Source organism: Rhizobium sp. YJ-22, assembly GCF_029601685.1.
Taxonomy (GTDB): Bacteria; Pseudomonadota; Alphaproteobacteria; order Rhizobiales; family Rhizobiaceae; genus Metarhizobium.
In genome coordinates this window covers 41,307-57,302 of the sequence record NZ_JARRIR010000007.1, presented here as the reverse complement: position 1 = coordinate 57,302, position 15,996 = coordinate 41,307, and the positions used below count along the sequence as shown (strand labels likewise).

General features: G+C 63.7%; 15 protein-coding genes. 3 read left to right on the top strand and 12 right to left on the bottom strand.

Annotated elements, in window-relative coordinates:
* Positions 1-4 precede the first annotated feature (4 nt).
* The 6 genes from P7F60_RS16935 to P7F60_RS16910 all read right to left on the bottom strand — a co-directional run bounded on the left by P7F60_RS16935 (position 5) and on the right by P7F60_RS16910 (position 5,478).
* On the bottom strand, positions 5-1,375 hold the full coding sequence (locus P7F60_RS16935; protein ID WP_277918921.1) for an aspartate aminotransferase family protein: 1,371 nt from the start codon (positions 1,373-1,375) through the stop codon (positions 5-7).
* Positions 1,376-1,420: 45 nt separating this feature from the next.
* Positions 1,421-2,185, bottom strand: coding sequence for an amino acid ABC transporter ATP-binding protein (locus P7F60_RS16930; RefSeq protein WP_277918920.1), 765 nt, complete (start codon positions 2,183-2,185; stop codon positions 1,421-1,423).
* Positions 2,182-2,841, bottom strand: coding sequence for an amino acid ABC transporter permease (locus P7F60_RS16925; RefSeq protein WP_277918919.1), 660 nt, complete (start codon positions 2,839-2,841; stop codon positions 2,182-2,184). Before P7F60_RS16925 ends, P7F60_RS16930 begins: the two co-directional genes overlap by 4 nt.
* A 2-nt stretch (positions 2,842-2,843) precedes the next feature.
* A complete protein-coding gene (locus tag P7F60_RS16920) occupies positions 2,844-3,494 on the bottom strand; it encodes an amino acid ABC transporter permease (RefSeq protein ID WP_277918918.1) in 651 nt (216 codons plus the stop codon).
* A 74-nt stretch (positions 3,495-3,568) separates the two neighbouring features.
* Positions 3,569-4,351, bottom strand: a complete 783-nt coding sequence (locus P7F60_RS16915; protein ID WP_277919189.1) for an ABC transporter substrate-binding protein — start codon at positions 4,349-4,351, stop codon at positions 3,569-3,571.
* Positions 4,352-4,548: 197 nt separating this feature from the next.
* Positions 4,549-5,478 carry a LysR family transcriptional regulator gene (locus tag P7F60_RS16910; RefSeq protein ID WP_277918917.1) on the bottom strand — a complete coding sequence of 310 codons (930 nt, stop codon included), beginning with the start codon at positions 5,476-5,478 and terminating at the stop codon, positions 4,549-4,551.
* Positions 5,479-5,543: 65 nt separating this feature from the next.
* Between P7F60_RS16910 and P7F60_RS16905 the strand changes: the two genes are divergently transcribed.
* Positions 5,544-6,554 (top strand): carbon-nitrogen hydrolase family protein, encoded by a 1,011-nt coding sequence (locus P7F60_RS16905; RefSeq protein WP_277918916.1) that lies wholly within the window; start codon positions 5,544-5,546, stop codon positions 6,552-6,554.
* A gap of 245 nt (positions 6,555-6,799) precedes the next feature.
* Complete coding sequence (locus tag P7F60_RS16900; RefSeq protein WP_277918915.1) at positions 6,800-8,425, top strand: EAL domain-containing protein; 1,626 nt, start codon at positions 6,800-6,802, stop codon at positions 8,423-8,425.
* A gap of 7 nt (positions 8,426-8,432) precedes the next feature.
* On the opposite strand, the gene P7F60_RS16895 is transcribed toward P7F60_RS16900, so the two are convergent.
* The 6 genes from P7F60_RS16895 to P7F60_RS16870 all read right to left on the bottom strand — a co-directional run bounded on the left by P7F60_RS16895 (position 8,433) and on the right by P7F60_RS16870 (position 15,088).
* On the bottom strand, positions 8,433-9,194 hold the full coding sequence (locus tag P7F60_RS16895; RefSeq protein ID WP_277918914.1) for an ABC transporter ATP-binding protein: 762 nt from the start codon (positions 9,192-9,194) through the stop codon (positions 8,433-8,435).
* Entirely contained in the window at positions 9,191-10,024 is an 834-nt protein-coding gene (locus P7F60_RS16890) for an ABC transporter ATP-binding protein (RefSeq protein WP_277918913.1), read from the bottom strand. Before P7F60_RS16890 ends, P7F60_RS16895 begins: the two co-directional genes overlap by 4 nt.
* Entirely contained in the window at positions 10,021-10,938 is a 918-nt protein-coding gene (gene nikC / locus P7F60_RS16885) for a nickel transporter permease (RefSeq protein ID WP_277918912.1), read from the bottom strand. Before nikC ends, P7F60_RS16890 begins: the two co-directional genes overlap by 4 nt.
* The gene (locus tag P7F60_RS16880; RefSeq protein WP_277919188.1) at positions 10,935-11,981 is read right to left on the bottom strand and encodes an ABC transporter permease; all 1,047 of its coding nucleotides are present in this window, start codon (positions 11,979-11,981) and stop codon (positions 10,935-10,937) included. The genes nikC and P7F60_RS16880 overlap by 4 nt, the downstream gene beginning before the upstream one ends.
* 39 nt (positions 11,982-12,020) lie before the next feature.
* Positions 12,021-13,670 (bottom strand): ABC transporter substrate-binding protein, encoded by a 1,650-nt coding sequence (locus P7F60_RS16875; protein ID WP_277918911.1) that lies wholly within the window; start codon positions 13,668-13,670, stop codon positions 12,021-12,023.
* A gap of 179 nt (positions 13,671-13,849) precedes the next feature.
* The gene (locus P7F60_RS16870) at positions 13,850-15,088 is read right to left on the bottom strand and encodes a DUF763 domain-containing protein (protein ID WP_277918910.1); all 1,239 of its coding nucleotides are present in this window, start codon (positions 15,086-15,088) and stop codon (positions 13,850-13,852) included.
* Positions 15,089-15,239: 151 nt separating this feature from the next.
* Between P7F60_RS16870 and P7F60_RS16865 the strand changes: the two genes are divergently transcribed.
* The gene (locus P7F60_RS16865) at positions 15,240-15,938 is read left to right on the top strand and encodes an aspartate/glutamate racemase family protein (RefSeq protein WP_277918909.1); all 699 of its coding nucleotides are present in this window, start codon (positions 15,240-15,242) and stop codon (positions 15,936-15,938) included.
* The last annotated feature ends 58 nt before the right edge of the window (positions 15,939-15,996 follow it).

The window sequence follows — 15,996 nt, the reverse complement described above, 5'->3', positions numbered from 1 at the left end:
GCTCCTATTTGCGCACCGGCAGCGAAAGCTCGCCGGCAAGCTGGTCGAGCGTCGCGTCGAGGATCGCCACGATCTCACCGACCTGTTCTTGCGTGGTGATCATCGGCGGGCAGACGAGGAAATGATCGCCCTCGACGCCGCCGCGCGTGCGCCGCGAATAGATGATCAAGCCGCGCTCATAGGCGATGTCGACGACGCGCTGGTGCGCCTCGAGCGCCTTCGGCAACGGCGCCATGGTTTCGCGGTCGGCGACGAATTCGGCGGCGAGCAGCAGGCCCTTGCCGCGCACGTCGCCGATGAAGGGGTAGCGTTCGGCAAGTCCCTCCAGTTCCGCCTTCATGAGAGCGCCGATGCGGGTGGCGTTGCCGAGCAGATCCTGCCGCTCGATCTCGTCGAGCACGGCAAGGCCGGCGGCGCAGGCGAGCGGATTGCCGGCATAGGTATAGCCATGGGCGAAGCCGCCGCGATCGAGCACGGGTTTCACCAGCTTCGAATGGGCGATCATCGCGCCGAGCGGGCAATAGCCGGCGCCCAGCCCCTTGGAGAGCGCAATAATATCCGGCCGGCAATTCCAGTGGTCGCCGCCGAGATAGCGCCCGGTGCGGCCCGCCCCGCTCATCACCTCGTCATGGATCAGCAGGATGCCGTATCTGTCGCAGATCTCGCGGATGCGCGGATAATAGCTGTCAGGCGCGACGAGCGCACCGGTGGACGCGCCGCCGATCGGCTCCATGATGAAGGCGAGCACGCTTTCCGGCCCCTCGGCCAGGATTTTTTCCTCCAGCATGTCGGCATAGCGAAGCCCGCGTTCCTCCATCGAAAAATTGTCGCGGTCGAGATAGGCGGTCGGGGCCTTGATGTGCGGCATGTCGCGCAGCATCGGCAGGAAGGGCTTTTTCAGCGCATCGTATCCGGTGACGGCGAGCGCGCCGAGCGTCGAGCCGTGATAGGAGGGAAAGCGCGAAATGACTTTCCAGCGCCGCGGCTGATCGGTGGCGAGCGCCCATTGCCGGGCGAGCTTCAGGCAGGATTCCACCGCCTCCGAGCCGCCGGAGACGAAGAACACCCGGTCGAGCCCTTCCGGCATGTGGCCGGCAAGGCGGCGCGCCAGATCTTCCGCCGGCTGGTTTTCGAAATGCAGGCGATAGGCGAAGGTCGCCTTGTCCATCTGCCGCTTCATGGCGTCGAGCACGTTGCGGTTGGAATGGCCGATATTGACGACCATCGCCCCGCTGGAGCCGTCGATGACCTTGCGGCCATGTTCGTCCCAGATGTAGATGCCCTCGGCACGGTCGGCGAGCGGCCGGCGCATGCGGGACTGGTAGAAGAGATGGGATGCCGGGCGTTCGCCGGGTGCAGTCGGTTGCTGGCTCATGATCGGTCCATTGGAGAAAGACAAAGTGCGGCGGCCGGAGACAGTCTAGCCGTTGAGGAATTTCTTCAGGAAGCTGCGGGTGCGCTCCTGTTTCGGATTGCGGAAGAGTTCGGCCGGGCTGCCCTCTTCCACGACGGCGCCATCCGCCATGAAGATCACCCGGTCGGCGACTTCGGCGGCGAACCGCATCTCATGGGTGACGATGACCATGGTCATGTGTTCGCCGGCAAGCTGCTTCATGACCAGGTTGACCTCGTCCACCAGCTCCGGATCGAGCGCCGAGGTCGCCTCGTCGAACAGCATGACCTTGGGCTGCATGGCGAGCGCCCGGGCAATCGCCACGCGCTGCTTCTGGCCGCCCGAGAGCCGCGCCGGAACGGCGTCGATCTTGTCGGCGAGGCCCACCTTGTCGAGCATTTTCAGGGCGAGCGCCCGCGCTTCGGCCCTGGACATGCCCTTCAGCCTGATCGGGGCGATGGTGATGTTTTCCGAGACGCTCAGATGCGGAAAAAGGTTAAAATGCTGGAACACCATGCCCATCTGCTGGCGTACGCCATTGATGTGGCGCTCGAAGGCGCGGCGGCCGAGCGTCTGGTTGACCTTGACGCCGTCGAGCCAGACTTCGCCGCCATCAAGCGTTTCCAGATGGTTGAGCGAGCGCAGCAGCGTGCTCTTGCCGGAACCGCTGGGGCCGATGACGGCAACGATCTGACCGCGCGCCACGCTGAAATCGATGCCTTTCAGCACCTCCAGCGGCCCGAAGAATTTTTGGACGCCGCGCACCTCGATCATCGGACGGATATCGTTCATCGCGAAAGCTCCACTTTCCGTTCGATCCCCCTGAGGATCGCTTCGAGGACGAGATTGAGAACGTAATACAGGGCGGCCGCCGTCAGGTAGAATTCGAAGGGCCGGTAGGTCTCGCTGATGACGAGCTGGGCGCTATGCACCAGTTCGGCAATGCCGATCATCGAGACGATCGAGGATTCCTTCAACAGCGCGATCATCATGTTGCCGATGGCCGGCACCGTATTGCGCAGCGCCTGCGGCACGAGGATGTAGACCCGCGTTCGCCAGGCCCCGAAGCCGAGCGAGCGCGCCGCCTCCGTCTGCCCCTTGTCCAGGGAGGCAATGCCGGCGCGAAAAATGTCGGCATTGTAGACGGCGAAATGCAGGCTGAGGCCGATGATCCCCGACCAGAGCGCGGGAATGTCGATGCCGACCTGCACGAGGCCGAAATAGATGAGGAAGAGTTGCAGAAGCAGAGGCGTGCCCATGAACAGCCACATGAAGGCACGAACCGGATAGCGCAGCACCGGCGGGGCATAGAGCACCAGCAGAGCAAAACCGATGCCGGCGACGACGCTGAGCACGGCCGAGGTGGCCGAGATGACGACGGTCCACCACAGGCCCTTGCCGATCAGCGGCCAATATTCCGGGACGATGCTGAAATCGAGACCCTGCATCCTCACGCTTCCCCTGCATAGGCGCGGTCGAGACGGTCGATGACGACGGTCAGCCCGTAAACCATGATCATGTACAGAACCGCCGTCACCGCGAAGATCTCGAAGGGTTTGTAGGTAGAGCCGATGAAGCGTTGCGCCGTATAGGTCAGTTCCACCACCGAAATGGTGGCCACGAGCGCCGTGCCCTTGACCAGCGCCACGGCATTGACGCCGAGCGGGCGGATCATCAGCTTGGCCGCCTGCGGCAGCACGATCCAGCGCAGGGATTGCCCTTCGCCGAAACCGAGCGAGCGCGCCGCCTCCATCTGCCCGCGATCGACCGAACGCACCCCGCCGCGGATCGATTCCGCCATATAGGCCGCGATGTTCAGCCCGAGCGCGATGGCGCCTGCCGCGAAAGGCTCGAGCTGGATGCCGATCTGCGGCCCGCCGAAATAGAGCAAGAAGATCTGGATGAGCGCGGGCGTGCCCCTGAAGACGCTGACATAGGCCGCGCCGATGAAGCGCAACGCCGTGACATGCGACAGGCGGAGCGTCGCGACAAGCGCGGCCATGGCAAGCCCGATGGCGAGCGACAGCAGCGAAAGTTCGACGGTCGTCCAGGCCGCCTGGACGAAGACTGGAAAAATGCGGCCGATGAGAGCGATATCCATTCCCGGATCCCCGGCGATCGATCAGGCGGCCGGCAGAAACCTGCCGGACCGGCCCTTTGCAAGGCAGGGAGAGATCAGCGGATATCCGAACCGACCCACTTCATGGCGATGGCCTCATAGGTGCCGTCGGCCATCATTTCGTCCAGCGCCTTCTGCATGGCGGCCTTCAACGCCGGATTGCCCTTGCGGATGGCGATGCCGATCTTGTCCTCGCTGCCGGCGAATTCCGGCACGTCGAGCTTGACGACCTTCTCGCCGGTCTCCTTGACGGCGATCGCCACCGGAACGGCGTCGACGACCATCGCCTGGATGCGGCCGGCCTTCAGTTCGAGGAAGAGTTCCGGCAGGCCCTTGTAGGTGCGGATGTCCCAGCCGCCGCGTTCGCGCGCCCATTTCTCGTGGGTTTCGCCGAGCGTCACGCCGATGGTCTTGTCCTTGAGATCGTCGATCGACTTGATCGGAGAGCCCTCGGTGACGAAAATACCACGACCGGACTTGTAGTAGGGACCGACGAAATCGACAGCCTTTTCACGCTCCGGCGTGATGGTCATGCTTCCGATGATGGAATCGTATTTGCCGGCCAGCAGGCCGGCGATAATGCCGTCCCAGGCGGTCGAGACGCCCGCACCCTTCACGCCGAGACGCCTGGCGATCTCGTTGCCGATATCGACATCGAAGCCCACGACCTGGTTGCTGTCGTCGACGAAGCTGAAGGGCGGATAGGCGCCGCTGTTGGCGAACTTGAATTCGCCCGCCGCCTTGACGGTGTCGAGATCGTCCGCACTCGCGGAGATCGGCAGGGCAATCGCAGAAAAGGCAAGGCCTGCGGCCACGGCGTAGGAAAGGATGGTCTTCAACATGATCGTTCCCCTTGTTTTACGGCCCCACCACCCGAGCGGTGCGGCCTTCGGGAAGACTATGTCGGCGGCACCATGCATTTCGCAAATAGATATGTAAAATGCCCTGCATAATCTCAGGAAATGAAACCACTGCTGCGACCATTCTCCATGCTCAAGCCTTTTCGTCCGGGTAGCGCCGGACGCGGTCCCGCTTATCACGGCGGTAAAATGCCTTGAATCACCTCTCTTACGATCGCGCGCAGCCAGCGATTGGCGGGATCGGCGTCATGATTGGAACGCCATGCCATCGAAATGGCATATCGCCCGAGATCGAGGGGCGGCGGGGTTAGTTTCAGGGAGGCATACTGCGCGATCCGTATCGCGGCATGGGCCGGAAGCGTGGCGATGGCACGCCTGCCGACGAGAAAGGCCGGCAGCGCGGAGAAATGCGTGAGCGCCGTCTGAACGTGCCGAGCAAGACCATTTGCCCGCAACACCTCGTCGACAATGCCCTCCCGCCCGGAAAAAGAGACGAGAACATGCGGCAGATCGAGATATTTTTCGAACGTCAGCGGGCCGGTGACGCCGCAGGCGTCCGCATCCAGCAGGCAGGCATAACCGCTTTCCGCCACATCCTCATGGAGCAGCACCGAACGCGCCGGCCAGGAGGCGACGATCGCCAGGTCGATCTCGCCACTCTCGAGCATGGCGCCAGCCGTCTGGCGATTGCTCTGGCGAATGCCGATGGATGCGCCCGGCGCTTCGCCTGCCATCCGTCGCGCAATCTCCGGGCCGAATGCGACTTCGAAATCGTCCGACATGCCCAGCGTGAACCGGCGATTGCTGGTTGCTGCCTCGAAGCCCGGCACCGCCAGGAAGGCATCCTTCAGGAGGGCGAGGCCGGTCTCGATCTCCTCCGCGATGCGCTCGGCGCGCGGTGTCGGCTGCATCCTTCCCTGCATGCGTACGAACAGCGGGTCGCCGGCGATCTCGCGCAGACGCGCCAGCGCGGAACTGACCGCCGACTGGCTGAGCGACAGCCGCTGCGCCGCCAAGGAAACGCTTCGTTCGCGCCAGATCGCGACAAAGGTGACCGCCAGATTGAAATCGAGGCGTGCAATATCTTTCAGATCGATTTTCTGCATTCAATCATTCAATTTGATGAATGATGCTCGCGGCGTCAAGATGGCCGGACAACGGAGGAGTCACTATGACAAAGCATCATGTGGGCGTGATCCAGGCCGGATCGAGCCTGTTCGACACGCCGCGCACCCTGGAGCGAATGGCGGCGCATTGCGAAGCGGCGGCCGAGCAGGCGATCGACCTGGTGGTCTTTCCCGAAGCCTATATCGGCGGCTATCCCAAGGGGCTGGATTTCGGAACGCGCGTCGGCATCCGCACGCCAGAAGGCCGCGACGATTTCCTGCGTTATTGGAAATCGGCCATCGAGGTTCCCGGTCCCGAAACCGGGCGGATCGGCTCCTTCGCCGCGATGATGAAGGCCTATCTGGTGGTCGGCGTCATCGAGCGCGACGGCGCGACCCTGTATTGCACCGCGCTGTTCTTCGCACCGGACGGCTCGCTTCTGGCCAAGCATCGCAAGGTGATGCCGACAGCCAGCGAACGCCTCGTATGGGGCCAGGGCGATGGCTCCACCCTTCCGGTTCTCGATACGCCCGTCGGCCGCATCGGCGCCGCCATCTGCTGGGAAAACTACATTCCGGCCCTGCGACAGACCCTGTACGGCAAGGGCATCAATCTCTGGTGCGCGCCGACCGTGGACGAACGCGACATGTGGCAATCCTCCATGCGCCACATCGCCTATGAAGGCCGGACATTCGTGCTGAGCGCCTGCCAGTATCTCACCCGGGCCGATGCGCCAGAGGACTATGACGGGCTTCAGGGCAATGATCCTTCGACGGTGCTCATTCGCGGCGGCAGCGTCATCGTCGGCCCGATGGGCGATGTTCTGGCCGGCCCCGTCTACGGGAAGGAGGCGATCATCACGGCCGAAATCGATCTTTGCGATACGATCCGCGGCAAATACGATCTCGACGTCGCGGGCCATTATGCCCGGCCCGACATCTTCGAACTAGCCGTGAACGAGACGCCACGCCGGCCCCTGGCCTTCAGTGTCGACGGCGGGCGGCGGGAAGCGGTTTCCCAAATGAACGCACTTCCGATCCGGGAACAGGACATGCGGGAAGGATCGATCGAATAGACCAATGGCGGCAAGGCCGTCATACTGGATTTGGGACTTCCGTCCGAGGGTTGGTGGCCGGGTCGGTAATTGTGTATGGACCAACGGCCAAATTGCCATATTTCTGAATAGCATGTGTTTTAGCGATGCCGTTTCCATATTTTTAAAGGGCCGGTACTAAACACTTGATACTCTCTGATCACCTTGAAGCGTGCATGTCGGAGATCTTCCTTCAGGCTGGCAGCCACCAACCGAGGCCGTGACCCATGAGAGAACCTCGAACCAATTGGCCGGCTTCCGGACAGCTGGCCACGCCGACCGAGAGGGGCTCGAACCGGCTTTTCGTTTTCGACCGCAATTTCAAACTGGTCACACCCCCGTCGACCATCGCCGGCGCATCCGCTCCCGATCCCGACATATTCCTCGAACAGGTGCATCCTTACCTGGATAGGACCGTTCTTCTCGACTACATGCAGGCGAGCGATCCCGAACCGCTGCGCCTCCTGCACGACCTCGGCGACGGGCATGTGCGCGATCTCACCGTGTTTGCGATCGGCGACCTGCTTGGCGTGGTGCAGGCGCACCGCATGTCGGACCATGACGAACGCACGACCCTGTTGCACCTGGCGACGCATGATCCGCTGACCGGGCTGCCCAATCGCCGGCAGTTCGGCAGCGACCTTTCCGATGCCCTGCAAGGCCTCGAAGGCAGTGGCGACGTGATTTCGTTGATGCAACTGGATCTCGACGATTTCAAACCGGTCAACGACACGCTCGGTCATCCCGTCGGCGACAAGCTGCTCGAGCTTGCCGCCGATCGCATCAAAAGCTGCTTGACGGACAAGGACCGCGCCTATCGGCTTGCCGGCGACGAGTTCGCGATTATTTCGCGCGGACACGGTCATCCCGCGCGGGGGCGCGAACTTGGCGAGAAGCTGGTTCTCGCCTTCAAGGAGCCGTTCTCGCTGGACGGTATCGCCGTATTCGTCGGGTTGAGCGTGGGCATATCCTTCGCGCCAGAGGACGGCAGGGACCCGGAAACCCTGATGAAGGCATCGGACGTCGCGCTCTATGCGGCAAAGACCGATGGCAGAGGACGCACGAGCACGTTCGATCCCCACATGCTGCGAATCATCGAGCAGCGGGAGCTGCTGCGTCGAAGCTTGCGCATGGCGCTGGAGAAGCAGCAGTTTTCCATCGCATACCAGCCGATCGTGGCGGAGTCACGGGTGGTCGGCTTCGAGGCGCTGCTGCGCTGGGATCATCCGCTCATGGGGGCCATCCCGCCGTCCACCTTCATTCCGATGGCCGAGAGCGACGGATTGATGCCGGAGATCGGCTCCTGGGTTCTGGAGCGCGCCTGCAGGGAAGCGCTCAACTGGCCGGCGGATTTTACCGTCGCGGTCAACGTCTCCCCGGCCGAATTCCTCTCGAACGGATTGACCGACCGCATTTCACAGACGCTTGACGAGGTCGGCCTGCCAGCCGAACGGCTGGAACTGGAAATCACCGAAGGCGTTCTCCTCGAGCGGACCGTGAACAATCTCGATACGCTGAACACGCTGAACGTCCTCGGCATCCGGATTTCGCTGGACGATTTCGGAACCCAGTATTCATCATTGAGCTACCTGAAGAATTTCCCCTTCGATACGATCAAGATCGACAAATATTTCGTCTCGGATCTGGAAACCAACGCGAAGAGCCAGGCCATCGTCCGCTCGATCATCGTCCTCGCTCACGACCTGGACATGCAGGTGACGGCGGAAGGCGTCGAGACGCCTGCCCAGGCACAATGGCTGCGCGAACTGGGATGCGACCGCATTCAGGGGTACCTGATCAGCACGCCGCTCGGGGCGGACGCAATCGAAACCTTTCTCGCGACGCATGACTAAAAGCAGGTCAGCGTGAATGGGCCGCAGCGGGCTTGAAGCCTTCGCTGGCGGCAAGCAGGCCGCGGGTATAATCCTTGGCGACCTTGCGCGCCGCAAGGTCGGCGGCGGCAAGTTGCTCGACTTCCTGCCCGTGCTGCATGATCATCAGCCGGTCGCACATATGGGTGACGACGGCGAGATCGTGGCTGACCATGACGAAGGTGAGGTCGCGCGCGGCGCGCACCTGCTCGAGCAGGTTCAGCACCTCGGCCTGCACAGAGGCGTCAAGCGCCGAGGTCGGCTCGTCGAGCAGCAGGATCGAAGGTTCGAGGATCAGGGCGCGGGCAATCGCCACGCGCTGGCGCTGGCCGCCGGAAAGCTGGTGCGAATAGCGGAAGCGGAAGCCGGCGCCGAGACCGACCTCGTCCAGCGCCCGCACGATGCGGGCCTCGGTATCGTCGAAACCATGAATGGCGAGCGGTTCCAAAAGCAGCCGGTCGACCGTCTGGCGCGGATGCAGCGAGCCGTAGGGATCCTGGAACACCATCTGCACCTGACGGTAGAAGGCCTTGTCGCGTTTTTCGCTGAGCGCCTTGCCGTTCACCGAAATCGTGCCGCCAGACACCGGCGCCAGCCCGGCGACCGCGCGCAGCAGCGTCGACTTGCCGGAACCGGATTCGCCGACCAGTCCGAAGGACTCGCCAGAGGCGACCGCCAGGCTCACATCCTTGAGCGCGTCGTAATCGTCGAAGGTCACGCGCAATCCATCGATGGCGAGAGCCGGGATCATAGCGCCCACTCCGGTCTGCGATCGAGCACGGGGAGCGGGTGCCGGTCCGCGCCGATCTTCGGCATGCAGTCGAGCAGCCCTTGCGTATAGGGATGCTTTGCCTGGGCCAGTTGCGCGGCCAGCAGTTCCTCGACGATACGGCCGGCATACATGACGATCACCCGGTCGCAGAAGGAGGAGACGAGCCTGAGGTCGTGCGAGATGAAGATCAGGCCCATGCCGCGCTCTGCGACCAGCCGGTCCAGAATGCCGAGCACGTCGAGCTGCACCGTCACGTCGAGCGCGGAGGTCGGCTCGTCGGCGATCAGCAGCTCGGGGCCGGCCACCAGCATCATGGCGATCATGGCGCGCTGGCCCATGCCGCCCGAGACTTCGTGCGGATAGAGATCGAAGACCCGTTCGGGATCGCGGATCTGCACGGCGGCGAGCATGTCGAGGGCGCGCCGGCGCGCTTGCGCCCGGCCGAGCGGCTCATGCGTGCGCAGGGTCTCGACGATCTGGCGGCCGATGGTCATCACCGGATTGAGCGAATATTTCGGATCCTGCAGGATCATGGCGATGCGCTTGCCGCGCAACCGCCGCCGCTCGGTCTTCGAGGCCTTGAGCAGGTCGATGCCGTTGAACGCGAGTTTCCTGGCGTCGACGCGGCCGTGCTCCGGCGTCAGGCCCATGATGGCGCGGCCGGTCTGCGACTTGCCGGAGCCCGATTCGCCGACGATGCCGAGCCGCTCGCGGCCGAGCGTGAAGGATACGCCGCGCACCGCCTCCACCAGCCCCGTGCGGGTGGGGAAGGAAACGCTGAGCCCCTCGACCTCCAGCAACGCGCTCATTGGCCGCTCCCGCGCGGATCGAGCGCATCGCGCAAACCGTCGCCCAGCAGGTTGAAGCCGAGGCTGACGACGAGGATGGCGAAGCCGGGCATGGCGGCGACCCACCATTGATCGAGGATGAAGCGGCGGCCGGAGGCGATCATCGCGCCCCATTCCGGCAGGGGCGGCTGCGCGCCGAGACCGAGAAAGCCGAGCCCGGCGGCCGTCAGGATGATGCCCGCCATGTCGAGCGTCACCCGCACGATCAGCGAGGAAACGCAAAGCGGCATGATATGGCGCAGCACGATCCGGAAGGGCGAGGCCCCCATCAGCCGCACGGCTGAAATATAATCGGAATTGCGCACCGTCAGCGTTTCGGCCCGCGCAATGCGGGCGTAAGGCGGCCAGGAGGTGATGGCGATGGCGATGATGGCATTGCCGATGCCCGGCCCAAGCGCTGCGACGAAGGCGAGCGCCAGCACCAGCTTCGGAAACGCCAGGAAGATATCGGTGATGCGCATCAAGACCGCATCCACCCAGCCGCCGGCATAGCCGGCGACGGTGCCGACCAGCAGACCGATGGGCGCGGCGATGACGGCGACCAGAAGCACCACCTGCAGCGTCAGCCGCGAGCCGTAGATGAGCCGCGACAGGATATCGCGGCCCTGGTCGTCGGTGCCGAGCCAATGCCCCTGCCCCGGCGGCAGCAAGCGCGCCCCGGCGAGATCGCCGACATAGGGCGAGGCCGGCGCCAGCAGCGGCGCGAAGATGGCGAGCGCCACCAGCCCGATGATGATCAGCATGCCGAGCAGGGCGAGACGGTTGGCGGCGAACCGCCCCCAGGCGACATAGGCGCGGCCGAGCCGGGCCTGCAGGCGCGATTGCGGCCGATCGGTCAAAAGCCATTCGCGGCGGGTCATGGCGGTCTCGCTCATCTTGCCCTCGTGCGTGGATCGAGCATGCGGTAAAGCACGTCGGACAACAGGTTGATGGCGATGAAGACGGAACCGATGACCACGGTGCCGCCGAGCACAGCGTTCATGTCGGCATTCTGCAGCGAATTGGTGATGTAGAGGCCGAGTCCCGGCCAGGCGAAGACGGTTTCGGTCAGCACCGAGCCCTCCAGCAGGCCGGCATAAGCGAGCGCGATCACCGTCACCAGCGGCACCGCCGCATTGCGCAGCGCATGGCCCCAGATGATGCGGGTTTCCGACAATCCCTTGGCGCGGGCCGCGACGATGTATTCCTGGCCGAGTTCGTTCAGCATGAAGGAGCGCGTCATGCGGCTGATATAGGCCATCGAGAAATAGCCGAGCAGCGATGCCGGCAGAACGATATGCGAGAAGACGTCGCGAAAGATCGCCCAATCGCGGGCGAGGATCGCGTCGAGCAGATAGAAGCCGGTGATCGGCGTGAAGGTATATTCGTAGACCACGTCGATGCGGCCGGGGCCGGAAGCCCAGCCGAGGCGGGCATAAAACACCAGCAATGCCAGCAGGCCGAGCCAGAAGATCGGCACCGAATAACCGATGAGGCCGACGATGCGCACGACCTGATCGGCGACGCTGCCGCGCCTGACAGCAGCGAGAACGCCGAGCGGAATGCCGAAGGCCGCGCCGATGATCGTCCCGACCGTGGCCAGTTCCATGGTGGCGGGGAAGACACGGCGGATATCGGTCATCACCGGATTGGTGGTGAGCACCGAGGTGCCGAAATCGCCGTGCAGCACGCCTTTCACATAGAGAATGAACTGCTGGTAATAGGGCAGATCGAAACCCATTTCCTGCCGCACGCGCTCGACGACCCGCGCGGGCGCACGGTCACCGACGATCGCCAGCACCGGATCGATCGGCACGACGCGGCCGATGAAGAAGGTGACGGCGAGAAGCCCGAGATAGGTGGTGGCGACGATCACCACGAAGCCGGCGATCGATTTCAAGGCCGCAGAGGCGCGCCGCCTGGCGCGCCTTGCCGGCATCCGTGGGTCAGACTGGGTCAAGGAACCGGTCCTTCCGGCTCATTCCTTGGAAATGGGCGCGAGGAAGTTCGAATCGAAGCTCGGCCCCAGCTTGTAGCCCTTGACGCTGCCGCGCATCCCGGCCACTTCGGTCTGCTGGAAGATCATGACGAAGGGGCTGGTATCCAGCGCCTCCTGCTGCAGCTTCTTGTACATGTCGGCGCGCTTGTCGTTGTCGCGCTCCAGAAGGGCGGCCTTGACCTGTTCGGTTAGTTGCGGAATGTCCCAGGCATTGCGCCAGGCGAGTGTCTTGACCGCGGCGTCGTCGGCATTGTTCGGGTTGGAGGTGAAGGCTTCCGCATTCGAGTTCGGATCCCAGTAATCCATGCCCCACTGGCCGATATACATATCGTGGTTGCGGGCGCGATACTTGGTCAGCGTCTGCTTGCCATCGCCGGGAATGATCTCGACCTTGACGCCGGCCTGGCCGGCGGTCTGCTGGAAGGATTCGGCAATGCCGGTTACCGGCTGGGTGTTGCGCACGTCGAAGGTGACGGAGAAACCGTCCTTCAGGCCGGCCTTTTCAAGCAATTCCTTGGCCTTGGCGACGTCGAACTTGTAGGGGCTGGCATCGAGTGCGCCGAGCACGCCCTTGGCCTGATAGGTCTGTCGGATCTCGCCGATGCCCTTGATCAGCGTCGCGCCGATCGCATCGTAATCGACGAGATATTTCATTGCCTCGCGCACTTCCGGCTTGGCGAGTTTCTCGTTCTTCTGGTTGAGGCTGATGTAATAGACGGTGCCCTTCGGCGCGCTGGTGACGGCGAGATCGGCATTCTTGGTCACCGCTTCGAGATCGCCCGGATCGAGATTGCGGGCGACATCGACATCACCGGCTTCCAGCATCAGCCGCTGGGTCGCGCTTTCCTTGACATGGCGATAGATGACGCGGGCCAGCTTCGGCTTTTCCCCGTAATAATTGTCGTTGCGCTCCATCGCGAGGATTTCGTTGGCGCGCCAGTCGCGGATCTTGAACGGGCCGGAGCCGGCATAATTGGTCTTCATCCACGCATAGCCGAAGTCGGTATCGTATTTATAGTCGGCATTCGGCGTCTTGGCCTCTGCATGCTCCATCACCAGCTTCTTGTCGAGCACGGCGCCCACCGTCGCGGTGAGGCAGTTGAGGACGAAGCTCGGCGCATAAGCCTTGTCGACGGTCAGCACGAAGGTGCCCGCGTCCACCGCCTTGGCCTTCTCGGTGACATTGTCGCCGGTGAGCCCGAACTGGGTGAGAATGAAGGCCGGGCTCTTGTCCAGCTTGACGACGCGCTCGAACGACCAGGCGACATCCTCGGCGGTCAGCGGGTTGCCGGAGGCGAACTTGATGCCCGGCTTCAGCTTGAACGTATAGGTCAGGCCATCGTCGGATACGGTCCAGCTATCGGCGACACCGCCCTTGACCTTGGTCGTGTCGTCGATGTCGAGCCGAACCAGCATGTCGTAGCCGTTGCCGATGAATTCGGCCGGGCTCAGTTCGAAGGATTCGGCGGGATCCAGGGTGATCGTGTCGTCGATCGCCCAGGCCTGAACGAGCGTATCGGCCGGGGTGCCGGCATAGGCCGGGGCGATGCCCGCCGCGACGGACAGCAGCGAGAAAGCAGCGCTGACGAGCAGCGGACGAATGCGCATCGTGGTCTTTTCCCTGTTCATTCCAGTTCCCCGTTTCACACAATTGCCTTCGGTATCCGGCATGATGATTGTTATTGTGAAAATTCAATCACACTTCCGGACGTAAAAACAGCCCCTTTAACGTGGATTTGCGTTTCGAAGGAAACAGCTGGTTGTGGCCGTGATACGGATGCGTTTTCAGCGCGCCGGAAGGCCGGCCGCTATTTCCCCTGCTTTTCCCATCCGAAGACGCTGCGGCCGCCAAGCAGGGGCGACTGGTCGAATTCGCCGGCGACGATTTCCTTCAGGTCGGGGCCGGTGACGTAGCGTTCGACCCGGCGGGCCTGGTCGTCCAGGCGCTTCAGCGCCTGCAATTCCTCGTCGCGGCCGAGACGGCCCTTGCGCACGGCAGACTTCATGACGCCGATGGTTTCGTCATAGACCTTGAGCGGTACAGGAAACGGATGACGATCCTTGCCGCCATGGGCCAACGAGAAGCGGGCGGGATCGGAAAAGCGATAGGGAGCGCCATGCACGACTTCGGCGACCATCGCCAGCGCCTTCACCGTCCTTGCGCCGACGCCCGGCGTCAACAACAGGTTCTCGAAATCGACGGGGCCGCGTTCGGCGGCGGCGGCGATGTTGCCATGCAGGCGGCGCATGTCGACATCGGTCTCGCGGACATCGTGATGGGCGGGCATGACGAGATGCGGAAGCAGGGGCTGCGGGTCCGCTTCCCGCGGCGCTGCGGCTTTCTCCAGCGCGCAGACTTCGCGCACGATTCTGTCCGGTCCAAGCGTTGCCAGGAGATCCAGTTGGCCCTTGCGGGAGGCGTCGGCGCGGCAATCGGCAAGGTTGACGATCCGGCCCTGGTCGCGTCCTTCGATCGCGGCATGGGGCGAATCGAGAAAGCTGGTCAGGCCTTCCGACAGCCAGTGATATCGCCGCGCCTGGCGGCGGTCGCCGTTCATCCCCTGCTGCACCACGACCCATTTGCCGTCGTCGGTGACTATGAAGCCGTGCAGGTAGAGATCGAAGCCGTCCTGCAGCGCGGCGCTGTCGACCTTGGCGACCAGCCGGCTGGTGGTCGCAAGCGCCAGCCCGTCGATGCCGGCGCGCTCGCCGACCGCCGTCAGCTCGTCCGGCGTCTTGCGCGACTGGCTGCCGCGCCCGCCGCAGACATGGATGCCAAGCTCGCCGGTGAGCGGCGCCAGCCCGCGCTTCAGCGCGCCGATGACGCTGGTGGTGATGCCGGAGGAATGCCAGTCCATGCCCATGACCGCACCGAAGGACTGGAACCAGAAGGGACTGGCCAGCCGGCGCAGGAATTCGTCGCGGCCGTAATGCTGGACGATCGCCTCGGCGATCACGGCGCCAAGCCGCGTCATCCGCTGGCCGAGCCAGGGTGGAACCCGCCCGCCATGAAGCGGTAGATCAGCGCTGCCTGCCCGTCGTGCCACTCTTTTTCTCTGCGTGCCGATCGATCCGACGATCATTTCCCATGCTAAGGCCCCATATGGCGTTTTCGCGCCTCATCGGCAAGTGCCGGCTCCGCGCGCTGTTTCCAAGTCCGCCGCGATCCGCTAGGCAAGCGTGACGAGAGGAGAAAACATGGCGCAGAAAATCATCGGCCTGATCGGCGGCATGAGCTGGGAAAGTTCGGCCGAATACTACCGCATCATCAATGAACTGGTGCGGGACCGCCTCGGCGGCCTGCGCTCGGCGAAATGCCTGATGTGGTCGTTCGATTTCGGCGAGATCGAGGCTTTGCAACATGCCGGGCGCTGGGACGACGCCACCGCCGAGATGATCGCGGCCGCCCGGCGGCTGGAGCGCGGCGGCGCGGATTTCGTGCTGATCTGCACCAACACCATGCACCGGATGGCCGAGGAGGTCGAGGCGGCGATCGGCCTGCCGCTGCTTCACATCGCCGATCCGACCGCCGAACGCATCAAGGCGGCGGGCCTGACGCGGGTCGGCCTGCTGGGCACGGCCTTCACGATGGAGCAGGATTTCTACAAGGGACGGCTTGCCGAACGCCACGGCCTCGAGGTGCTGGTTCCCGAGGAGGAAGACCGTCGCACGGTCCACCGGGTGATCTACGACGAATTGGTGCAGGGCCGGATCGAGCCCGCGTCGCGTCAGGCCTATCGCGCGGTCATCGCCAGGCTTGCCGAACGCGGCGCGCAGGCGGTGATCCTCGGCTGCACGGAAATCATGCTGCTGGTCCGCCCGGAAGACAGCGCCGTTCCGCTTTACGATACCACCGCCATCCATGCCGAGGCCGCCGTCGAAATGGCGATTGCCTGAGAGGCGGGCGAAGGTGTCTGCTTCATCGGATAGCTGCATCCGCCTCTCGAGCGATATG